Annotated in this window: 16 protein-coding genes and 1 tRNA gene; 9 read left to right on the top strand and 8 right to left on the bottom strand. The window is 43.8% G+C overall.

All coding sequences use genetic code 11. The features are described from left to right. Position 1: 1 nt before the first annotated feature. The 3 genes from CEW93_RS08335 to CEW93_RS08325 all read right to left on the bottom strand — a co-directional run bounded on the left by CEW93_RS08335 (position 2) and on the right by CEW93_RS08325 (position 3,803). Positions 2 to 1,423, bottom strand: a complete 1,422-nt coding sequence (locus CEW93_RS08335; protein ID WP_255504037.1) for a C13 family peptidase — start codon at positions 1,421 to 1,423, stop codon at positions 2 to 4. A 131-nt stretch (positions 1,424 to 1,554) separates the two neighbouring features. Next, positions 1,555 to 3,177, bottom strand: a complete 1,623-nt coding sequence (locus CEW93_RS08330; RefSeq protein ID WP_089538500.1) for an NYN domain-containing protein — start codon at positions 3,175 to 3,177, stop codon at positions 1,555 to 1,557. A gap of 59 nt (positions 3,178 to 3,236) precedes the next feature. Further along, the gene (locus CEW93_RS08325) at positions 3,237 to 3,803 is read right to left on the bottom strand and encodes a hypothetical protein (protein ID WP_143822734.1); all 567 of its coding nucleotides are present in this window, start codon (positions 3,801 to 3,803) and stop codon (positions 3,237 to 3,239) included. A 389-nt stretch (positions 3,804 to 4,192) separates the two neighbouring features. Here CEW93_RS08325 and ccoS point away from each other — a divergent pair, with 389 nt between their 5' ends. Both ccoS and CEW93_RS08315 read left to right on the top strand, forming a co-directional pair. Next, positions 4,193 to 4,378 (top strand): cbb3-type cytochrome oxidase assembly protein CcoS, encoded by a 186-nt coding sequence (gene ccoS / locus CEW93_RS08320; protein ID WP_186727942.1) that lies wholly within the window; start codon positions 4,193 to 4,195, stop codon positions 4,376 to 4,378. A 10-nt stretch (positions 4,379 to 4,388) separates the two neighbouring features. After that, positions 4,389 to 5,150 (top strand): sulfite exporter TauE/SafE family protein, encoded by a 762-nt coding sequence (locus CEW93_RS08315; protein WP_089538498.1) that lies wholly within the window; start codon positions 4,389 to 4,391, stop codon positions 5,148 to 5,150. Positions 5,151 to 5,169: 19 nt separating this feature from the next. Here CEW93_RS08315 and CEW93_RS08310 read toward each other — a convergent pair whose 3' ends face one another. Beyond that, entirely contained in the window at positions 5,170 to 5,934 is a 765-nt protein-coding gene (locus CEW93_RS08310; RefSeq protein WP_089538497.1) for a 3'-5' exonuclease, read from the bottom strand. 112 nt (positions 5,935 to 6,046) lie between these two features. Here CEW93_RS08310 and rph point away from each other — a divergent pair, with 112 nt between their 5' ends. Next, positions 6,047 to 6,769: a ribonuclease PH gene (rph, locus tag CEW93_RS08305; protein WP_089538496.1), complete on the top strand. Its 723-nt coding sequence runs from the start codon at positions 6,047 to 6,049 to the stop codon at positions 6,767 to 6,769. Beyond that, positions 6,763 to 7,215 (top strand): hypothetical protein, encoded by a 453-nt coding sequence (locus CEW93_RS08300; protein ID WP_089538495.1) that lies wholly within the window; start codon positions 6,763 to 6,765, stop codon positions 7,213 to 7,215. The genes rph and CEW93_RS08300 overlap by 7 nt, the downstream gene beginning before the upstream one ends. Before the next feature lie 38 nt (positions 7,216 to 7,253). Here CEW93_RS08300 and CEW93_RS08295 read toward each other — a convergent pair whose 3' ends face one another. The 3 genes from CEW93_RS08295 to CEW93_RS08285 all read right to left on the bottom strand — a co-directional run bounded on the left by CEW93_RS08295 (position 7,254) and on the right by CEW93_RS08285 (position 10,981). Next, entirely contained in the window at positions 7,254 to 8,486 is a 1,233-nt protein-coding gene (locus CEW93_RS08295) for a hypothetical protein (RefSeq protein ID WP_089538494.1), read from the bottom strand. A gap of 122 nt (positions 8,487 to 8,608) precedes the next feature. After that, positions 8,609 to 8,845, bottom strand: coding sequence for a YheV family putative metal-binding protein (locus CEW93_RS08290; protein ID WP_089538493.1), 237 nt, complete (start codon positions 8,843 to 8,845; stop codon positions 8,609 to 8,611). 51 nt (positions 8,846 to 8,896) lie between these two features. After that, complete coding sequence (locus CEW93_RS08285) at positions 8,897 to 10,981, bottom strand: M3 family metallopeptidase (RefSeq protein ID WP_089538492.1); 2,085 nt, start codon at positions 10,979 to 10,981, stop codon at positions 8,897 to 8,899. A gap of 231 nt (positions 10,982 to 11,212) precedes the next feature. On the opposite strand from CEW93_RS08285, the gene CEW93_RS08280 reads away from it, so the two are divergent. After that, a complete protein-coding gene (locus tag CEW93_RS08280; protein ID WP_089538491.1) occupies positions 11,213 to 12,340 on the top strand; it encodes a hypothetical protein in 1,128 nt (375 codons plus the stop codon). 82 nt (positions 12,341 to 12,422) lie between these two features. Beyond that, the gene (locus tag CEW93_RS08275; protein WP_089538490.1) at positions 12,423 to 13,169 is read left to right on the top strand and encodes an endonuclease/exonuclease/phosphatase family protein; all 747 of its coding nucleotides are present in this window, start codon (positions 12,423 to 12,425) and stop codon (positions 13,167 to 13,169) included. Between the two features lie 242 nt (positions 13,170 to 13,411). Here CEW93_RS08275 and CEW93_RS08270 read toward each other — a convergent pair whose 3' ends face one another. After that, positions 13,412 to 13,627 carry a hypothetical protein gene (locus tag CEW93_RS08270; RefSeq protein ID WP_089538489.1) on the bottom strand — a complete coding sequence of 72 codons (216 nt, stop codon included), beginning with the start codon at positions 13,625 to 13,627 and terminating at the stop codon, positions 13,412 to 13,414. A 254-nt stretch (positions 13,628 to 13,881) separates the two neighbouring features. Between CEW93_RS08270 and gltX the strand changes: the two genes are divergently transcribed. From gltX to CEW93_RS08255, 3 genes are all read left to right on the top strand, one after another. Then, a complete protein-coding gene (gltX, locus tag CEW93_RS08265; protein ID WP_089538488.1) occupies positions 13,882 to 15,384 on the top strand; it encodes a glutamate--tRNA ligase in 1,503 nt (500 codons plus the stop codon). 110 nt (positions 15,385 to 15,494) lie between these two features. Beyond that, the gene (locus CEW93_RS08260) at positions 15,495 to 15,851 is read left to right on the top strand and encodes a DUF5713 family protein (protein WP_089538487.1); all 357 of its coding nucleotides are present in this window, start codon (positions 15,495 to 15,497) and stop codon (positions 15,849 to 15,851) included. Positions 15,852 to 15,962: 111 nt separating this feature from the next. Continuing rightward, positions 15,963 to 16,038 (top strand) — tRNA-Ala (locus CEW93_RS08255). Positions 16,039 to 16,102: the final 64 nt, after the last annotated feature.

Raw genomic sequence — 16,102 nt, 5'->3', positions numbered from 1 at the left:
TCTATTTTTTGTCATCACCAAGCTCAACATTGTCTTGGATAAATAGTGCTTTTTCAAATTCAGGTAGGGCATTTTTCATCAGACTGCCTGACACCATTTGTGGCTCACTGGGAGAAAACCCCATCAAAGCTTCACGGTTGGCAATGCGTTCGGTGGTGTATTTAAAAGCGTCTTCTAAACTGGTGGTGTCTCTTAGGGCTTCGGCAAAAAATGCCCGCCCAAAGTAGGTCAAATCCGCATCATCACTACACCCAAAAGACGCACGGTCAGCTCTTGAAGCGGTGATGATGGTGGTGGTTGGTGAGCTAAGTTTTTCTATAAAAGTTCCTGAGTAGCACGCTGAAATCACAATCACTCGCCAGCGTATGCCTGAGTCGTCCAAAGCCTGTCTTAGCCAATCAGGGTCAATGTCATCAAGCTCCAAAGGGGCGTTATCTAGCACCAAATCCCCCAAAATCTTTCCACTTTCTGACACGGCCCCATGAGAGCTGATGGTCAAAAATAACACATCTTCACTGGGATTCATTGTTTGTCCCAAGTGTTTTAATGTTTTGTCTAAACTGGTGCGACTGGCAATGGGTTCAGATTGCCATGTGTTGGGGTTGTTGATGAGCGTGATGGACTTGCCTTGCGTGCCAAAGCGAACATCAAAAAGCTGGCGAGCTTTATTGATTTCATTCATAAAAACATTTTGACCGCCAAAACCTGCTACGCCAACAAAATACCAATCGCTGACCCCTTCGTTGTTTTTTTGTAGGGCGGATAACTGTTCTGTTAGGATAAGTGGCTGAACATAAAAGGCAGTTTCGCTGATGGTTGGGGCTGTGTCATCGGTTTTAAAAATGGGCTGGTCTTTGATGTTTTGTTGCCATACCCACAGCATCGCAACTGCTCCGATGAGCATACTGACCTGCTCCCACCACCGCCAGCCTAATTTTTTTGCAAACACCCAAAACAAAGACGCCGTTTGCCACACAAATAATAACATGAATGAAATGGCGATGATGTCGTATGTCCAAATTGGCAACCAGCCTTGCAGCTCCATAAACTGAATGCTACTTTGGAGCAAAATCAACATGGTGTCAGCAGTCAGCCACAGTATTGCAGGGACAAATAACAAGGTGTCGTTTTGATAGCGTTTGGATAAAACAATGCCAGCAATCAGCATGACCATTGGCCAAATCAAATAACCAATCAGACCTTGTTTGTTAAAATGACTGCCCGTATCTGCAACCAGCCAAGAAAACAAGATGTTAGAGCTTAATGCTAATCCACAAAACAGTAAAAACTGACTAAAACTTGGCTTAACCCATTCAAAGGCTCTGATAGAACCGATGAGCATAAGCAAGCTTGCCATGATGTTAGCGGCAAAGTTGAGCGAAAATCTGGGCAGAGATTGGATTTTTAATGATGATAAACTCAAAAGTCAGCTCTTTTTGTCAGTTATCCCGATTTGGGCATAAGTTCAGATGAGAAAATGAAACTTGCTTAAATAGCATTCATTTAAGTGTCTATTTTCTCAAACTCTGCCCATTGTGGCAACTGTTTTTTGATTTAGATGGTTTTGATGAGTAAGACACGCCCTTGTTTTTGGCACTGTATGCCATCTAACTGCTCATAAAGCTCAGCAAATGTGCTAAAACCAAAATCACTTGCTTTGACTTCATGACGTCGGCGTAGGTGGCTAGTAACGCTAGAAGCTCTTACCCAGTCGCCATCAGGGCTTAGGGTGCTGATGATGTCTTTGACAATGTCGTTTAAGTCCTCGTCGTCATCTGATTCACTCAATAAAGACAACAGCTCTTGTGTGATTGGCGTATTGGTGTCATCTGCTTGCTCATGCTCAAAGCTTGCTGGTGTAACAGGTGGTGTGGGCTTGGGTTTGGCATTAGGGTCGCTTAGGTAGTGTGCGTTGTTGTCAATTTTAATGTCAAAAATGTCCAATGCCTTGACCAGCTCGGTCAAATTGCGATAGCCATAGTTTTTTGGGGAGAGCTGATGTTCACGCATAAACTTACCCACATTTGCACAGCTTGCCCAGCCGTGGTTATCAGCGTGGTTTCGGATGCCTTGACGCAGAATTTGGATAAGATGGGTGTCTTGTTGGAGCTCATCGGTCGGCAGGCGAGCATTTGAGATGGCGGTTTTTTGGGTGGGGGTGGTGCGTTTGTCTTGGGCATAATAAACGCCAGCATATTTTTTGGTGTTAAAGAGCATGGAGAGATTTTTTAGTAGGTCGCTGATATTAGCGTAGCCATAATTTTGGCTTAAAATCCCAAAAGTGTCATTTAAATAAGGTTCTACATCATTTAAAGGTGCCCAGCCATCTGCGTCTTGGTGCAGGGCGATGGCATTAGACAGTGCGTTGGTAAGTACGGTGTCTTTGAAAAGAGCGGTTGCATCTGTGGCAGATTGTATGGTGGCAGATGGCGTCATTTCGTCATAAGGCAGATTGACCGTTTTGGCTTGGTGCAGGCTGACATACTGAGTAGAGCCAACGTTTTCAACGTCAAAATCTTTCATCACACGCAACAGCTCACCGATTTTATCATAACCGTAGAAATTTGGGTTAAAGTTGGGGTGTTGTGCACGCAGTGTCTGCCCAAGTTTTGCGGTGGTCAGCTTGCCATCATTGCCATATTCGTTAATCATTTGCATGATGGCTTTGATGAGTCTTTGGTCGTTATTGGGGTTGGGACGGTGTTTTTGGTGGTGAGCATCTACGGGTTTGACAAACACAGGCGGTGGCGGAATGTCATTTTTGGTGAGATAATGAAACTCATGACAGGCATTGATGAGTGATTTGGAGGCATTTTTACCACCCATGCCAATGACTGTTTTGCCATATTCTTGAAGTTTGGTGCATAAAGGCGTAAAATCGCTGTCAGATGATACCAAACAAAATACATCAATCTGCTTGGTAAATAAGGCTTCCATTACATCAATGCTGACCGCCATGTCGGAGGAGTTTTTGCCACTAAGATGGTCAAATTGTTGAACAGCACTTAGTCCATATTTGATGCATTCATCTTTCCAAGTGTGAGTTTGAGTTTTTATCCAGTTGGTATAAACACGTTTTATGCTAATTGTGCCATAACGTTTGGCGGTTGTGATGATGTCTTGGGAATAGTGGGCAGAGATGTTATCAGCATCAATAAAAATAGCAACAACTTTCATAATAACTCCTTGTGGACTTCACATAAGGAGTTTAGCAGATTTTTGGGTAAATGGGTAGGTTAATTTATCGCCACCAGCTCTACTTTGTCTTTGAGACTAATCAAGGTCAGTACACCGTCTTTGTGAGAAAAACTGTGCAAATCTCCCAAAATTCGCATGATGTCATCTCCCAAATCATGAGTGCAATCTTTCATTTTACGTTCTAAACTGATGGTGCTAAGACTGCCTGAAAGCACCTTTTGAGTGTCCATCTCAAAAAAAATCTCATCACAATCAGTATGAACCACCCCTGTTGATTGGGTAAAATGGCTTAAATCAACAATGACTTCTTGACCAACGGGAATGTGATTGATGTTTTTTAATCGCCATTTTTTTGCCATAAAATGTATCAAGGCGTTTTTTTGACCTTGTATGACGACTTGATTTGGGGCGGTGAAAGTTGCCAAAGGTGAAAACTCAGCCTCTGATGGATGCTGTATGGCGTGGATTTGCTTGGCGTTTTGAGTGTCTGCACAGCCTGCCACAAATCCCCCCATCATCGGAACAAGACATAAGGACGCACAAGTTGTCGCACGCCATGATGCCGTACGCAAAAAGTGGGGTAAGTTCGTCCATAGATGATTCATGATGGGTCTTCTTTTGGTATGACAAAAAATGAGCTAAGTGATTATTTATGCTAGTAATTTTAACACTTATTCGTGCGTTAATCTTGTACAAAAAGTGGCGGATTTGTTGCTTTATTGTAGTTTGAGAAAAAGTCAAGACAAGCGGTGTTGATTTGTTGAATGAATGGTAAAAAATACACTTTTTTGTTAATATTTTGGCTAATAAATTTACAATATTTTACGATTTAGTAAAATAATGGTTATTTTTCAATCATAAAAATTGGGGATTTTTTTGGCACAAGCCAATGTTTTTGGTGGTTTTTGTGTGTTTTTGGTTTTATAATGGTAGATGTGATTTAGTTCTTGTAAATCACCATATGTGTCATGAAAATAATAATTGGGTGATTGTTGTGATTAGTATTTATTTGCTCATTCCGCTGAGCTTAATGCTTTTTGTGGTGGGAATTTGGGCGATTTATTATGCGGTAAAATCTAATCAGTTTGAAGATTTAGATAACGCACCTGACCAGATTATCCTAGATGACCGTCAATCAAGACGACAAATAGAGACAAGCGATACGCCAGTCAATAAATAAGAGATAGCCAATGAGTATGACTTTATTAATTCCTGCTTTGCTGATAGGGTTTTTGGGTTCACCGCACTGTATGGGTATGTGTGGGGGTATTGTTACGGCGTTTGGGATTTCTATGAAATCACTGAACCCCAAAAAACGTGGTGTGCTGATAGCGACTTATCACACTGGACGGATAATGAGCTATATGGGGCTTGGGCTGTTTGCCAGTTTGTTTGGTCAAGAAGTGTTGGCACCGTTTTTGACAAATAACGCCCTGCCACGCATTGTGCTTGGTTTGGCATTGGTGTTTGCATCTTTGCTGATGTTGGGTGTGCCGTTTTTAAATCGCCTTGAAAGGCTTGGTTTGGGGGTTTGGAATGCCTTAGCACCCATTCGCCAAAAGGTGCTACCAATGGATAGCATTCCCAAAGCGTTATCAGCAGGACTGCTGTGGGGTTTGTTGCCTTGTGGTTTGGTCTATGGAGCGTTGGTGATGGCAATGAGCGTCGCAGCGACCAGCTCAATTAGTGGTATGGGTATGCTGTTTATGATGGCGTTTGGGATAGGGACGTTGCCGATGTTGGTTTTGACAGGAACGGCATTATCGTGGCTACAAAGCAAAGTCAAAGCATTTAACCTGCGTAAGTTTAGTGGGGCGGTCATGTTGGTGTCTGGACTGTTTGTGATGTTGTCGCCTACGGTCATGCACCTAATGCACGGTCATCACGATGCTCATGATTCTCACCATCATCAAGGTCATCATGACGACCACAGCCATCACAATCACCATTGATGTCAAGGCAAGACTGCTACTATTTTTGCTCTAAAAATCTAGGATGTCTTGGCGTGTCATCTGGATTTTTGAGTGTGCTGATAAAATCTAAGGTTTGGTGAATCTGCTCTTCAAATGCCATTGGGGCAACTTTACTGGTTAATATTTGCCATCTTAGATAAATCAGCCATGTGTTTAACACGTCCGATTCGCAGTAGGTGGTAAGCTGTGTCCACGCTTCATTTTGAACCATTGGCACAACCTGTGAACCATCTACTTCACCTTTGCCTGCAAAACCGCACAAACTGGCGATGGTGTCTAGTTTTTGTTTGTTGCCCCATGTGCCAAAGCTAAATTTATCCATCAGGTCAATGTGTTTTTCGCTATAACGATTTAGATAATCATATTTTCCAACACCTGCATTGGCAAGGGGTTGGGCGTTGAGTTTGTGATGGGTCATGCGATATAGCAGTACAGGCAAATCAAAACCTGCACCATTCCATGAGATGAGTGTGGGATTTTTTTTGAAGGCTCTTAAAAAGGTGGCTAAAATTTCCTTTTCACTCATGGTTTCAAGCGACAAGGAGCGTAAAGTAAACTGGTTATTCTCCACCCACAAAAATGACAAACACGCCACTTTATGCAAAGGCAAAAGCATAAAATCATTACCTGCTTCGGCTTGGCGTGTGGCGATGAGTGCTTGCTGGGCATCGTTATCATCTTCTATGTCTATGCCGTACAGCACACGTCCCGTAACCAAGTCAGGAATGGTCTCAATGTCAAAAATCAAATAAGGGGCGGTCATGAGATGTCCTTGTGATGGGTTTGATTTAATTGTATTGTAATGTTTTTTTGAGAATTGTCAAAAGGCTTTTTGTGGTTTACAATAGCGATAAACGACCATCAAAAGAGAACTTATGCGACTAAATAACCGCCCCTTAAACGCTTTACGCCCCATTAGCTTTACACGTCATTATACCAAACACGCCGAAGGTTCGGTGCTTGTGGAGTTTGGCGACACCAAAGTATTATGCAACGTCAGTATAGAGCAAGGTGTGCCACGTTGGTTAAAAGGGCAAGGTCAAGGCTGGCTGACTGCTGAGTATGGCATGCTTCCTAGGGCCACAGGCACTCGCACGCAACGAGAAGCAGCTCGTGGCAAGCAGTCAGGGCGTACCCAAGAGATTCAGCGTCTGATTGGGCGGTCATTGCGTGCCATGCTGGATTTGTCCAAACTTGGCGAAAACACCATCTATGTGGACTGTGATGTCATACAAGCAGATGGTGGCACACGCACGGCAAGCATTACAGGCTCTGCGGTGGCATTGATTGATGCACTAAATGACTTGCAACGAAACAAAAAGCTGACTGCTGACCCACTGATTGGGCTGGTTGGTGCGGTGTCGGTGGGTATTAAAAATGGACAGGTGTATTTGGATTTGGACTATGCCGAAGATTCTACTTGTGATACTGATTTAAATGTGGTGATGACACAAGCAGGCGGATTTATTGAAATTCAAGGCACGGCAGAAGATAAGCATTTTACTCGTCAGCAAGCAAATGCCATGCTTGATATTGCCGAAGTGGGCATTCAAGAGATTTTTAAACTGCAACAGCAAACATTGGGCTTGTCATGCTAAAAGTTGTTGATGATGGTGTGTCCATCACGCTGGTTGGTAAGGATAAAAATCCGCTTTTTATGATGGCAAGTGGGCTGATTGTGCTTGCTGTTGTGGTGGCGGTGGTGGCAATGACCATGCCTGTAAAAATAACGATTGGTGTGATGGCGGTATTTGCGGTGCTGATTTTTGGATTTAATATCTACAAAAACCGTTTACAATATCAAAGTCATGTTGCAAGTGGTCAAATCACCATCAAAAACCATGCCTTTATTACAAACGGTCAGCACATCAAGCTTACCAATAATGCTCAAATCACACTGACAGATACCACGCTCATCATTGCTGATTTGGGCAGAAGTTGGCACATTTCAGGTTTTGAGACGGACAAAGAGCGTCAAGTTGCCAAATCTGTCCTAGAAGGCAAAGCGCTTCAAAAAAACGAGCAAGCCATACGCATCTTATAGTTTTGAGCTCATAAAAATAGCCCAGATGGGCTATTTTTTTATTGCTGTGGTTGCGGTTGCGGTTGGGGTGCGGTGGCAGGTTGCTCTGGGGCGGGCGTACCAACAGAAGCTTTTTGCTTTTCTAGTTCAGCGATTTGCTTTTCTAGCAGGGCGATTTGCTCAGCTTTGGCAGTCGTCAAATCTTCCATCAGCGTCAGTTGTTCTTCAATGATTTTGCCTTGCTCATCAAGTCTTGCCCCTGTGTCATTTAAGCGGTCAATCTCTTCTTTGACCAATGCAGGGTCTGATGGAATTTCAGCATTTAAAATCTCATCAGGATTCACCGCAGGAATATTGTTCTCTGGCAAAATACTCTGTGTCTGTTCATCTGGCGTTGGTTCTACCTGAGCAGGAGCGGGGTCAGGCGTGGCGATGGGGGCTGGCTCTGGGGTGTTGTTATTTAAAAATAAATATGCCACAACCGCCAATAACACCAAGCACAACAAGGCACCAAGAAGTAGCTGTTGTTTCTTTTTGGCATCAGGGGTTGCTGTTTTTTTAGGTGGTGTGGTTTTGGGTGTTTTGGATGCTCTTGATGGTCTTTGTGTGTTGGCAGCGTCTGCTTTTTTACCAAAACCACCAAAGGTTTTTGTGCTTTCTTTGGTAGGTGCTGTCTTGGGGGCTTCTGCCTTTGTGGTGGGTTCTTTTTTGTTAAGACGGCTAAATAAGCCTTTTTTTGGGGCTTTATTTGCCAGTAGGGTTTCAGTCAGATTTTCGCTACTGTCAGTTGGGGCAGACTGTGGGGCGGGCTTTTCTTTTTTGCCAAATCGCCCACTAAAAAAGCCTTTGCTTTTTTTGGTGTCATCTGTTGTGTTTTGTGTGTTTTTGGCGGTACTGGCAGTTTTTGCCAATGCAACGCCCAAACCAGTTGCACCTGCAACCGCAACAGCTTCTTTGTCGGTGTCGCTATTTTGGGGACTTGTGGCTAAAAAATCAGCCATTGGTTCGTTGGTGGGTGCAGAACTGTTGTTCAAAAAATCATCAGACGACATGGGTTCATTTGGCTTATCTAGCTCCAAACTGTCTAAGTCAAACTCATCAAGAGGGGTATCTTGATTGGTATTATCAGGCTGGGTAGAGATGTCAGGGCTGTCGCCACCTAACTGATTTAAAAAATCCATGTCCAGTCCTTGCTCCATCGTCTGTGATGGGGCGTTACTGCCTTCTGTATCAATGTTAAGAAGGTAGTCATCTATATTTGGTGTCTCGGTGGTATTTTTTTGGTCTGACATAATAAACCTTTTCGCTTGGGCTGATGATGAGTGGTGTTTATCAGCAAACCCACAATAATAAAATAAATACAAGTTTATCCATAAAAGATGTTATTTTTATAGCAAAAAATATGCCAAAAAATTCATTTTGGCACAAATCGCACAACACTTACACCATTATGGTCATTTTCGCTGTGTATGTTTGGTAAATCATCGGCGGTAGGACGACGCTCACTATGCCCACACTGCACACATTCAATATATTCATCAAACGCAGGCTCAAAGATTTGTATCTGCACCGTGCTATCTAGCGTGCCACACGATGAGCATTTTACCCCTGCCAAAAATTGGCGTTTTGGACGATTGGATTGATAACGCATAGTATTTCCAAATTTGACCAACCTGACAAAAGGGTTGGTCTAAGTGTCAGTTTAGTGAACAAAACCGCTTTGTTTGAGTAGGGCATTGACGTCTTTGGGGCGACCCATAAAGGCTTCAAAACTGTCTTTGGCAGGGCGAGAACCGCCTTTTTGCAAAATTTCGCTTTTAAAGGCAAGCCCTGTGGCGGGGTCAAGCACGCCTTGTGTGGCAAGATTTGGGTTGTTTTCAAACTTACTAAACGCATCCGCTGACAACAGCTCTGCCCATTTATAAGAATAATAACCAGACGCATAGCCCCCTGCAAAAATGTGGCTAAATGTGTTGGCAAAGCGGTTGTTGGCAGGTGGGATGATGACCGCAACATCAGAGCGGACAGCGTTTTGTGTTGCCAAAATATCATCATAGCTGCGTAAATCTGCCCCATGAATGCGTAAATCAAACAAAGCAAACTCAACTTGACGTAAGGTTTGTAGCCCACTTTGGAAGTTTTTGGCATTGATTAGGGCGTCTAGTTTGTCTTGGGGCAGTGGCTCACCTGTCTGGACATGACGGCTGATAAGGGCGATACCGTCCTTGTCAATGGCAAAGTTTTCCATAAACTGACTGGGCAGCTCCACCGCGTCCCATTCTACGCCGTTAATGCCTGCCACATCGCTTAGGCTGACGGTAGTCAAAAGATGATGCAGCCCATGACCAAACTCATGAAACAAGGTGGTTACTTCATCAAAACTTAACAAACTTGGCAAATCTCCCACCGCAGGCGAAAAATTGCCCACGATAAAGCCAACAGGCAGACTCTCGCCATGTTGGTCTTTGTGTTTGTCTTGGAAAGTGGATAGCCACGCTCCGCCACGTTTGCCATTGCGAGCAAACAAATCCAAATAAATGCCGCCGATGACTTGACCGTCTTGGATAAGCTCAAAAAACTGCACGTCTGTATGCCAGCGTGGCACTTCGCTGGTGCGTTCTACAAATTGTACACCAAAAAGTTTGTCAATGATACCAAACAGCCCTGACAGCACCACAGGCAAAGGAAAATAAGGGCGCAGCTCTTCGCTGTTTAGGTTGTATTTTTCGCTACGGATTTTTTCGCTCAAATACGGCACGTCCCAAGGCTCAACGTTATCTATGCCAAGCGTTTTTGCCAAAATGCTCACTTCGGCAAGCTCAGCTTTGGCAAAGGCGGTGGCGTGGTGTGCCAAATCCAGCAAAAACGCTTCAATTTCTTCTTTGCTGTCTGCCATTTTGGTGGCTAAGGAGACTTGGGTGTAGTCATCAAAGCCCAAAAGGCGTGCTTTTTGTTGGCGTAGCGACAAAATCTCGCTCATGATTTGGCTGTTATCAAACTGTGTATAGCCAAAGGTGCTTTGGTCGCTTGCTTTGGTATTGTAGGCGTGATAAAGCGTTTCACGCAGGGCTCTGTCATCGGCGTACTGCATGACCGCCAGATACATTGGCACATCCAGCGTGGCGACATAGTCGGTGGCAAGGACGGTGTTTGGGTGCTTGGCTTTGTAGGCATCGCCTGCTGATTTTAGTAGGGCTAGTCCTGTTGGGGTAATGCCTGATAGCTGCTGCTCGGTCAAGGGTAGGGCAAAGGCTTGACTGGCATCCAAGGCATTGTCTGAAAATTTGGCAGAGAGTGTGGATAGTTTGCTGGCAATGTTGGCAAACTGGGCTTTTTTATCATCATCTAAGCCCACGCCAGACAGTTCAAAACTTTGTAAAGATAACACAATGGCTCGTGCCAAAGTGGCATCTTTGAGTAAATTTTTGTCGCCATCAACCAATTTGTATAGTTGATAAAGTGCCACTGATTGCCCCGTTTTGGTGTGCAAGGCGGACAGCTTTGGCAGTACTTCATGATGAGCGGTGCGAATGTCGGCGGTGCTGACCACGCTGTTTAGGTGCGACAAAACGCCAAAACTGCGATTTAGAGCCAGCATTAGGCGATTAAACTGGTTAATCACATCAAGAGCAACTTGTGGGTCGTCAGTGGCGGGCAGGGCATCCAAAAACTCATCAGCCATCTGTAAATCTTGGTGTATGAGTGTGCTTAGTGTGCCAGCATCGGTTTTGTCAAAATCCACCAACTGTAAACGTGAATCAAAGGCGGGGCTAGTAAATGTTATCATGTTTTGTGTCCGTTGGGTTTGCCTTGTTTTGGACGGTAAATGGGGGCGATGGGTGATTTTACAAGTCAATGTGAGCGTATATTACTTATTATCAACAGTTTTTTAGAGTCTGTGATAAAAAAGCCATACAATGCCACCATAAGCGTAGGGATTTTTTGTTATAGTGGTTTTAACAGTATGAAGCTGTGATTAGGTATTTTCTTTTGGACATTGACACAACTAGGAGTTATGATGACTGTCAACCTAAAACACACCCTAAAAAATTTGCGTGCAGTAACTGCTGACCCCGCCTTGTCGGTACTACTTAAAACGCATCGCACCCACCCACAAAATGAGCAAGACCCCATTGCTTTAAAAAATGCGTTATCTGATGCGTCTGCTCGTTTGACTGGCGAATATGACAAACGCACCAGCGATGAGCTGATGACAAAAATCCAAGACGCTTTGACTGACTTTGACCATAATTATAATTTGGATACTTTGGCGATTTTTGCCACCAAAGATGACGTTCAAGTGCTGCGTTTGCCCTTAGATGTTACGCCACGTGTGGTGGTGGACAAAAAATTTGCCACCCGAGAGCTGGTGCGTGAGCTAAGCCATGCGGTGCATTATTATGTGGTGGTGGTAACTCGCACGCACGCTCGCCTGATAGAAGCGGTTAATGACCGTGTGGTGCGTGAGTTTGACCAAAACAGTCCTGAGCAAGAGCGTGGCGTGTTTGATAACCTGCCGTTTCCGATTGAAAACACCACATTATACACCACCAGTGGGGCAGACCGTTCAGCCGCTTCCAACGAAGATAATTATCTCAAAGAGTTTTTAAATCGTGTGGATAAGAGTGTTCAAGAGCTGATTGGCAAATCTGGCGAAAAAATCCCCTTGTTTGTGGTGGGTGATGCCCGCAACATCTCGTTTTATAAAGACGTGTGCGACCGTCCTGACATCATTGCAGGCTCAGCTGATAACATCACTGACTTAGAAAACGGCTCGTCAGCACATATCATTGCAGGCGTGCAAGACGCAGTCAAAGCCTATCACGATGAGCGTCAAAAACAGTCCCTAGAAGGCATTGGGCTTGCTAAATCTCGTGGGCTATTACGTACCGATTTACAAAGCATTTATCAGTCAGCTTATCAAGGATTGGGCGAGCGTTTGTATGTGCGTATTGGTTACATTCAGCCTGCACTGGTTGATGAAAGCATGCAAAGCCTAACTTTGGCAGACGACCCAGCAGGTGATGGCGTTACTGATGATGTGGTGAGTGATATCATTGAGCTGGTGGCAAGTCATGGCGGTGATGTGGTGTTTTTACCACAAGATTTGGCACAAGATGATATTGCTTTGGTAACTCGCTACTAAGTGTGGCATTAAATAAACCATCTTGCCATCATATCCATAAGATGATACTTTATGCGTCATCTTATGTTTTATCTGCTGTATCATGACTCCCATTAACGTCATTTCTTATAACATCCACAAAGGCATGTCGCCTTTAAACCGCTTGGTTAAATTGCAAAGCATGGGGCAGGCATTGTCAGATTTGCCCATAGACGTTTTGTGTTTGCAAGAAGTACAAGGGCAAAATCTAAAACGTGCGATTGCCTTTAATGAATATCCTGACAACCCACAACATGATTGGTTTGGCGAGTATCTGTCGCTGTCGCACAGCTATGGACAAAACGCCAGTTATGGACACGGACATCACGGCAACGCCACGCTATCACGCCACCGCCTTGACCCCAAACACAATGTCAATATCACCGTCTCTGCCTTGGAAAAGCGTGGCGTGCTACATAGTGAGATTACGCCCAGTGATTGGGGCGTACCAGTGGTGGTGCTAAACGCTCATTTAAATCTGTTAGAGAGCGACCGTGCCAAACAATACCAAGCCATCAGCGAGTATATCGCCAGTGAGATTGATAAAGATAAGCCACTGATTTTGGCGGGGGATTTTAATGATTGGGCAAAAAAGTCAGGGCAGTTTTTGGGGCGGTTGGGTTTGCACGAAGTGTTTTATAGCAAATACGGCAAACACCCTGCCACTTTTCCTGCTAAGCTACCCATGCTCAGTCTTGACCGCATTTATGTGCGTCATCTAAGGGTGCTATCTGCCCAAGTTTATGGCGGTGTGCCGTGGTCTGATTTGTCTGACCATTTGCCAATAGGGGCAAGATTGACATTAGTCTAAGACATTGTCGTGAAGATAAATCTAACTGCCCTAAGTATTTATCAAGCTCATCAAATTGCTCTTTGACTGCTGAGTCGTACGCCACATCATAATCACCATCATTTTGCCAAATATCATCACATCATCAGCACGATTACCAAACATTTCTATGCCAAGCCAATAAACAAATGCCCCATACTTTTCTAAATTGGCTTTGTATCATAGCTTTGGCATTGCTATCAATCGCGATAAATTCTTCATTGTTATAAGACAAGCCAAACACTACTTGTACATCTGCCATAAGATACAAAATCACTCAACGTCCCATGCTCTTTTTGCCAAATTTGTTCATCATCATGGTGATAAACAGGTGGACTATCCAACGACAACTCATCTTGGCGAATGCCCCAAATGCACGCTTTTTGATTTTTGGCATAAAATACTAAATAATCACCATTTTTTTGAAAAATAAAGCTCACTTGGGGCTAATAGGTTGTCTTGGGTGTGATTTATGACATGGTTTGCCCAAGTTATTGATAATAAAGATATAACACCTTGGATAATTGGGGTGTGATGAGTGTGCAAACATCAATTTCATCATCAGTTAAGCCATAAGTGCTATTTAGATAAAAGAGCTGTTTGGTTTGGTAAAATAGATGAATTATCCTAGAAATTTGCCACAATGGTATCAAAATTGACTATAATATACCAAAATATTCATTGAGATAAGTTTATGACACGCCCAATTCGCACCCGTATTGCCCCAAGCCCCACAGGCTTTCCCCATGTTGGCACTGCCTACATTGCCCTGTTTAATATGGTATTTGCCAAATCCCAAGGCGGTGAGTTTATTTTGCGTATTGAAGACACCGACCAAGTTCGCTCCACCGCCCAATCTGAACAAATGATTTTGGACGCCCTAAAATGGGCAGGGCTGTCATGGAGTGAAGGTCCTGATGTGGGTGGTCAGTTTGCTCCTTATCGCCAAAGCGAGCGTGGCGAGATTTACAAAAAGTACGCCCAAGAGCTTTTGGACAAAGGTTATGCCTTTCGCTGTTTTTGCACCCCTGATGAGCTAGATGAAATGCGTAAACAGCAAGAAGCGGCAGGCCTGCCTGTGCGTTATGATGGGCGTTATGCCAATTTAAGCCGTGAAGAGAGCGATAAACTGGCAGAAAGTGGTAAACCCTTTGTCATTCGTATGCGTGTACCAACCGAAGGCGACTGCGTGTTTAGCGATATGCTGCGTGGCGAGATTAGCATTCCGTGGGAGACGGTGGATATGCAAGTTTTGCTAAAAACAGATGGTCTACCAACGTATCATTTAGCCAACGTGGTGGACGACCATTTGATGCAAATCAGCCATGTGATTCGTGGTGAAGAGTGGATTAACTCTGCCCCCAAACACAAGCTACTTTATGAATATTTTGGCTGGGAGATGCCTGTGCTGTGCCACATGCCACTGCTGCGTAACCCTGACAAATCCAAGCTTTCTAAGCGTAAAAACCCCACGTCCATTACCTATTATCGGGACGCAGGCGTGCTCCCCGAAGCTCTGCTTAACTATTTGGGGCGTATGGGATACAGCCTGCCAAACGAAGCGGAGAAATTTAGCCTTGATGAGATGATAGAAAGCTTTGACATCACGCGAGTGTCTTTGGGTGGGCCTGTGTTTGATGTTGAAAAACTCTACTGGCTCAATGGCGAGTATCTTCGTGCCATGAGTGCAGACGAATTAAAGGCTAAGATTTTGGCATGGGCAAGCAATGATGACAAACTCACCGCCATTGCCAAAGCCATTGCCCCACGCATTAACGTTTTGTCAGATGCGGTAAACTGGGCAGGCTTTTATTTTCAAAATCTGCCAAACATCAGTGCAGATGATTTTACCCACAAATCACTAGATAATGACAAACTCTTAGAAATTCTCTACCTTGCCACTTGGCAGTTGGAGAGCTTGCCTGTGTGGAGCGAAGAGAATATTTATGCCACGCTCAAAGGCTTGGCAGCTCATTTTGAGATTAAACTTAAAGATTTTATGCAGCCGTTTTTTGTGGCGATTGCAGGCTCTACCAGCTCCACGCCCGTGATGAATTCTATGTATGTGATTGGGGCGGACATGACTTTGGCACGTCTAAGACACGCCTGTGAAGTTTTGGGCGGACTGGGCAAAAAGAAGCTCAAAAAGCTAGAAGAAGTGAATAAATCTTTGCCGAGTTTTTTAAATCAAGCATAAATCATCATATAAAAACCGATAATTTTCAGTAAGTTATCGGTTTTTATATGACTTGTTTTTTTGATACAAAATCTCTTATGATAAACTTACCGCGATTAAAAGGAAACTCCATGCCAAACAAAGATACTTTAAACAATCAAACCTTAAAAAATCACAACTTTTTGGCAGAGATGTATGAGGATGACTATTATCCCAAACATTTGGTGGCAAAAATTGAGCAAATTTTGCTTGAAATGTGCATTCAAATAGAAGCTGGTAAACCTGCCACGATTGAAGCATTATGCCAATATACTCATCCTGCCGTAGAAAAAATCAACGACTTACAAGATAAATATGACAGTGAGCTTGACCTTGAAACGGTGGCTCGTGAGTGTATGGGTGAAGAGTTTGATTTTATTGCTGCTGCCTATGGGTTTGAGCTGACCGGTGATGAGCTAGAAGAAATCATTGCTACAAGAGATTGGTAGTATGCTATTTTTATTTTAAAATCAAAATTTTATCATTTTTTTTGGTAAATTTTAGAAAAAATCTCTTGACCGTATAAAATTTTTTGCTATAATACGCACACCTAAACATTAGGGGCTATAGCTCAGTTGGTAGAGCACTACAATGGCATTGTAGGGGTCAGCGGTTCGACTCCGCTTAGCTCCACCACTTTTTAATATCAAGTTAAAAAGTGCAAAACACAAGCACCTAGGCAAATTTTCTTGTGTTGGTT

This window comes from Moraxella sp. VT-16-12 (assembly GCF_002224245.2).
Classification (GTDB): domain Bacteria; phylum Pseudomonadota; class Gammaproteobacteria; order Pseudomonadales; family Moraxellaceae; genus Moraxella.
This window is presented reverse-complemented; position numbering and strand designations above follow the sequence as displayed.

What these genes read in the sequence shown, in the direction of transcription:
- CEW93_RS08330 (WP_089538500.1), bottom strand. Translation starts at nt 3,177, where the DNA reads ATGAAAGTTGTTGCTATTTTTATTGATGCTGATAACATCTCTGCCCAC.
- CEW93_RS08325 (WP_143822734.1), bottom strand. Translation starts at nt 3,803, where the DNA reads ATGAATCATCTATGGACGAACTTACCCCACTTTTTGCGTACGGCATCA.
- CEW93_RS08315 (WP_089538498.1), top strand. Translation starts at nt 4,389, where the DNA reads ATGAGTATGACTTTATTAATTCCTGCTTTGCTGATAGGGTTTTTGGGT.
- CEW93_RS08310 (WP_089538497.1), bottom strand. Translation starts at nt 5,934, where the DNA reads ATGACCGCCCCTTATTTGATTTTTGACATTGAGACCATTCCTGACTTG.
- rph (WP_089538496.1), top strand. Translation starts at nt 6,047, where the DNA reads ATGCGACTAAATAACCGCCCCTTAAACGCTTTACGCCCCATTAGCTTT.
- CEW93_RS08300 (WP_089538495.1), top strand. Translation starts at nt 6,763, where the DNA reads ATGCTAAAAGTTGTTGATGATGGTGTGTCCATCACGCTGGTTGGTAAG.
- CEW93_RS08295 (WP_089538494.1), bottom strand. Translation starts at nt 8,486, where the DNA reads ATGTCAGACCAAAAAAATACCACCGAGACACCAAATATAGATGACTAC.
- CEW93_RS08290 (WP_089538493.1), bottom strand. Translation starts at nt 8,845, where the DNA reads ATGCGTTATCAATCCAATCGTCCAAAACGCCAATTTTTGGCAGGGGTA.
- CEW93_RS08285 (WP_089538492.1), bottom strand. Translation starts at nt 10,981, where the DNA reads ATGATAACATTTACTAGCCCCGCCTTTGATTCACGTTTACAGTTGGTG.
- CEW93_RS08280 (WP_089538491.1), top strand. Translation starts at nt 11,213, where the DNA reads ATGACTGTCAACCTAAAACACACCCTAAAAAATTTGCGTGCAGTAACT.
- CEW93_RS08275 (WP_089538490.1), top strand. Translation starts at nt 12,423, where the DNA reads ATGACTCCCATTAACGTCATTTCTTATAACATCCACAAAGGCATGTCG.
- gltX (WP_089538488.1), top strand. Translation starts at nt 13,882, where the DNA reads ATGACACGCCCAATTCGCACCCGTATTGCCCCAAGCCCCACAGGCTTT.
- CEW93_RS08260 (WP_089538487.1), top strand. Translation starts at nt 15,495, where the DNA reads ATGCCAAACAAAGATACTTTAAACAATCAAACCTTAAAAAATCACAAC.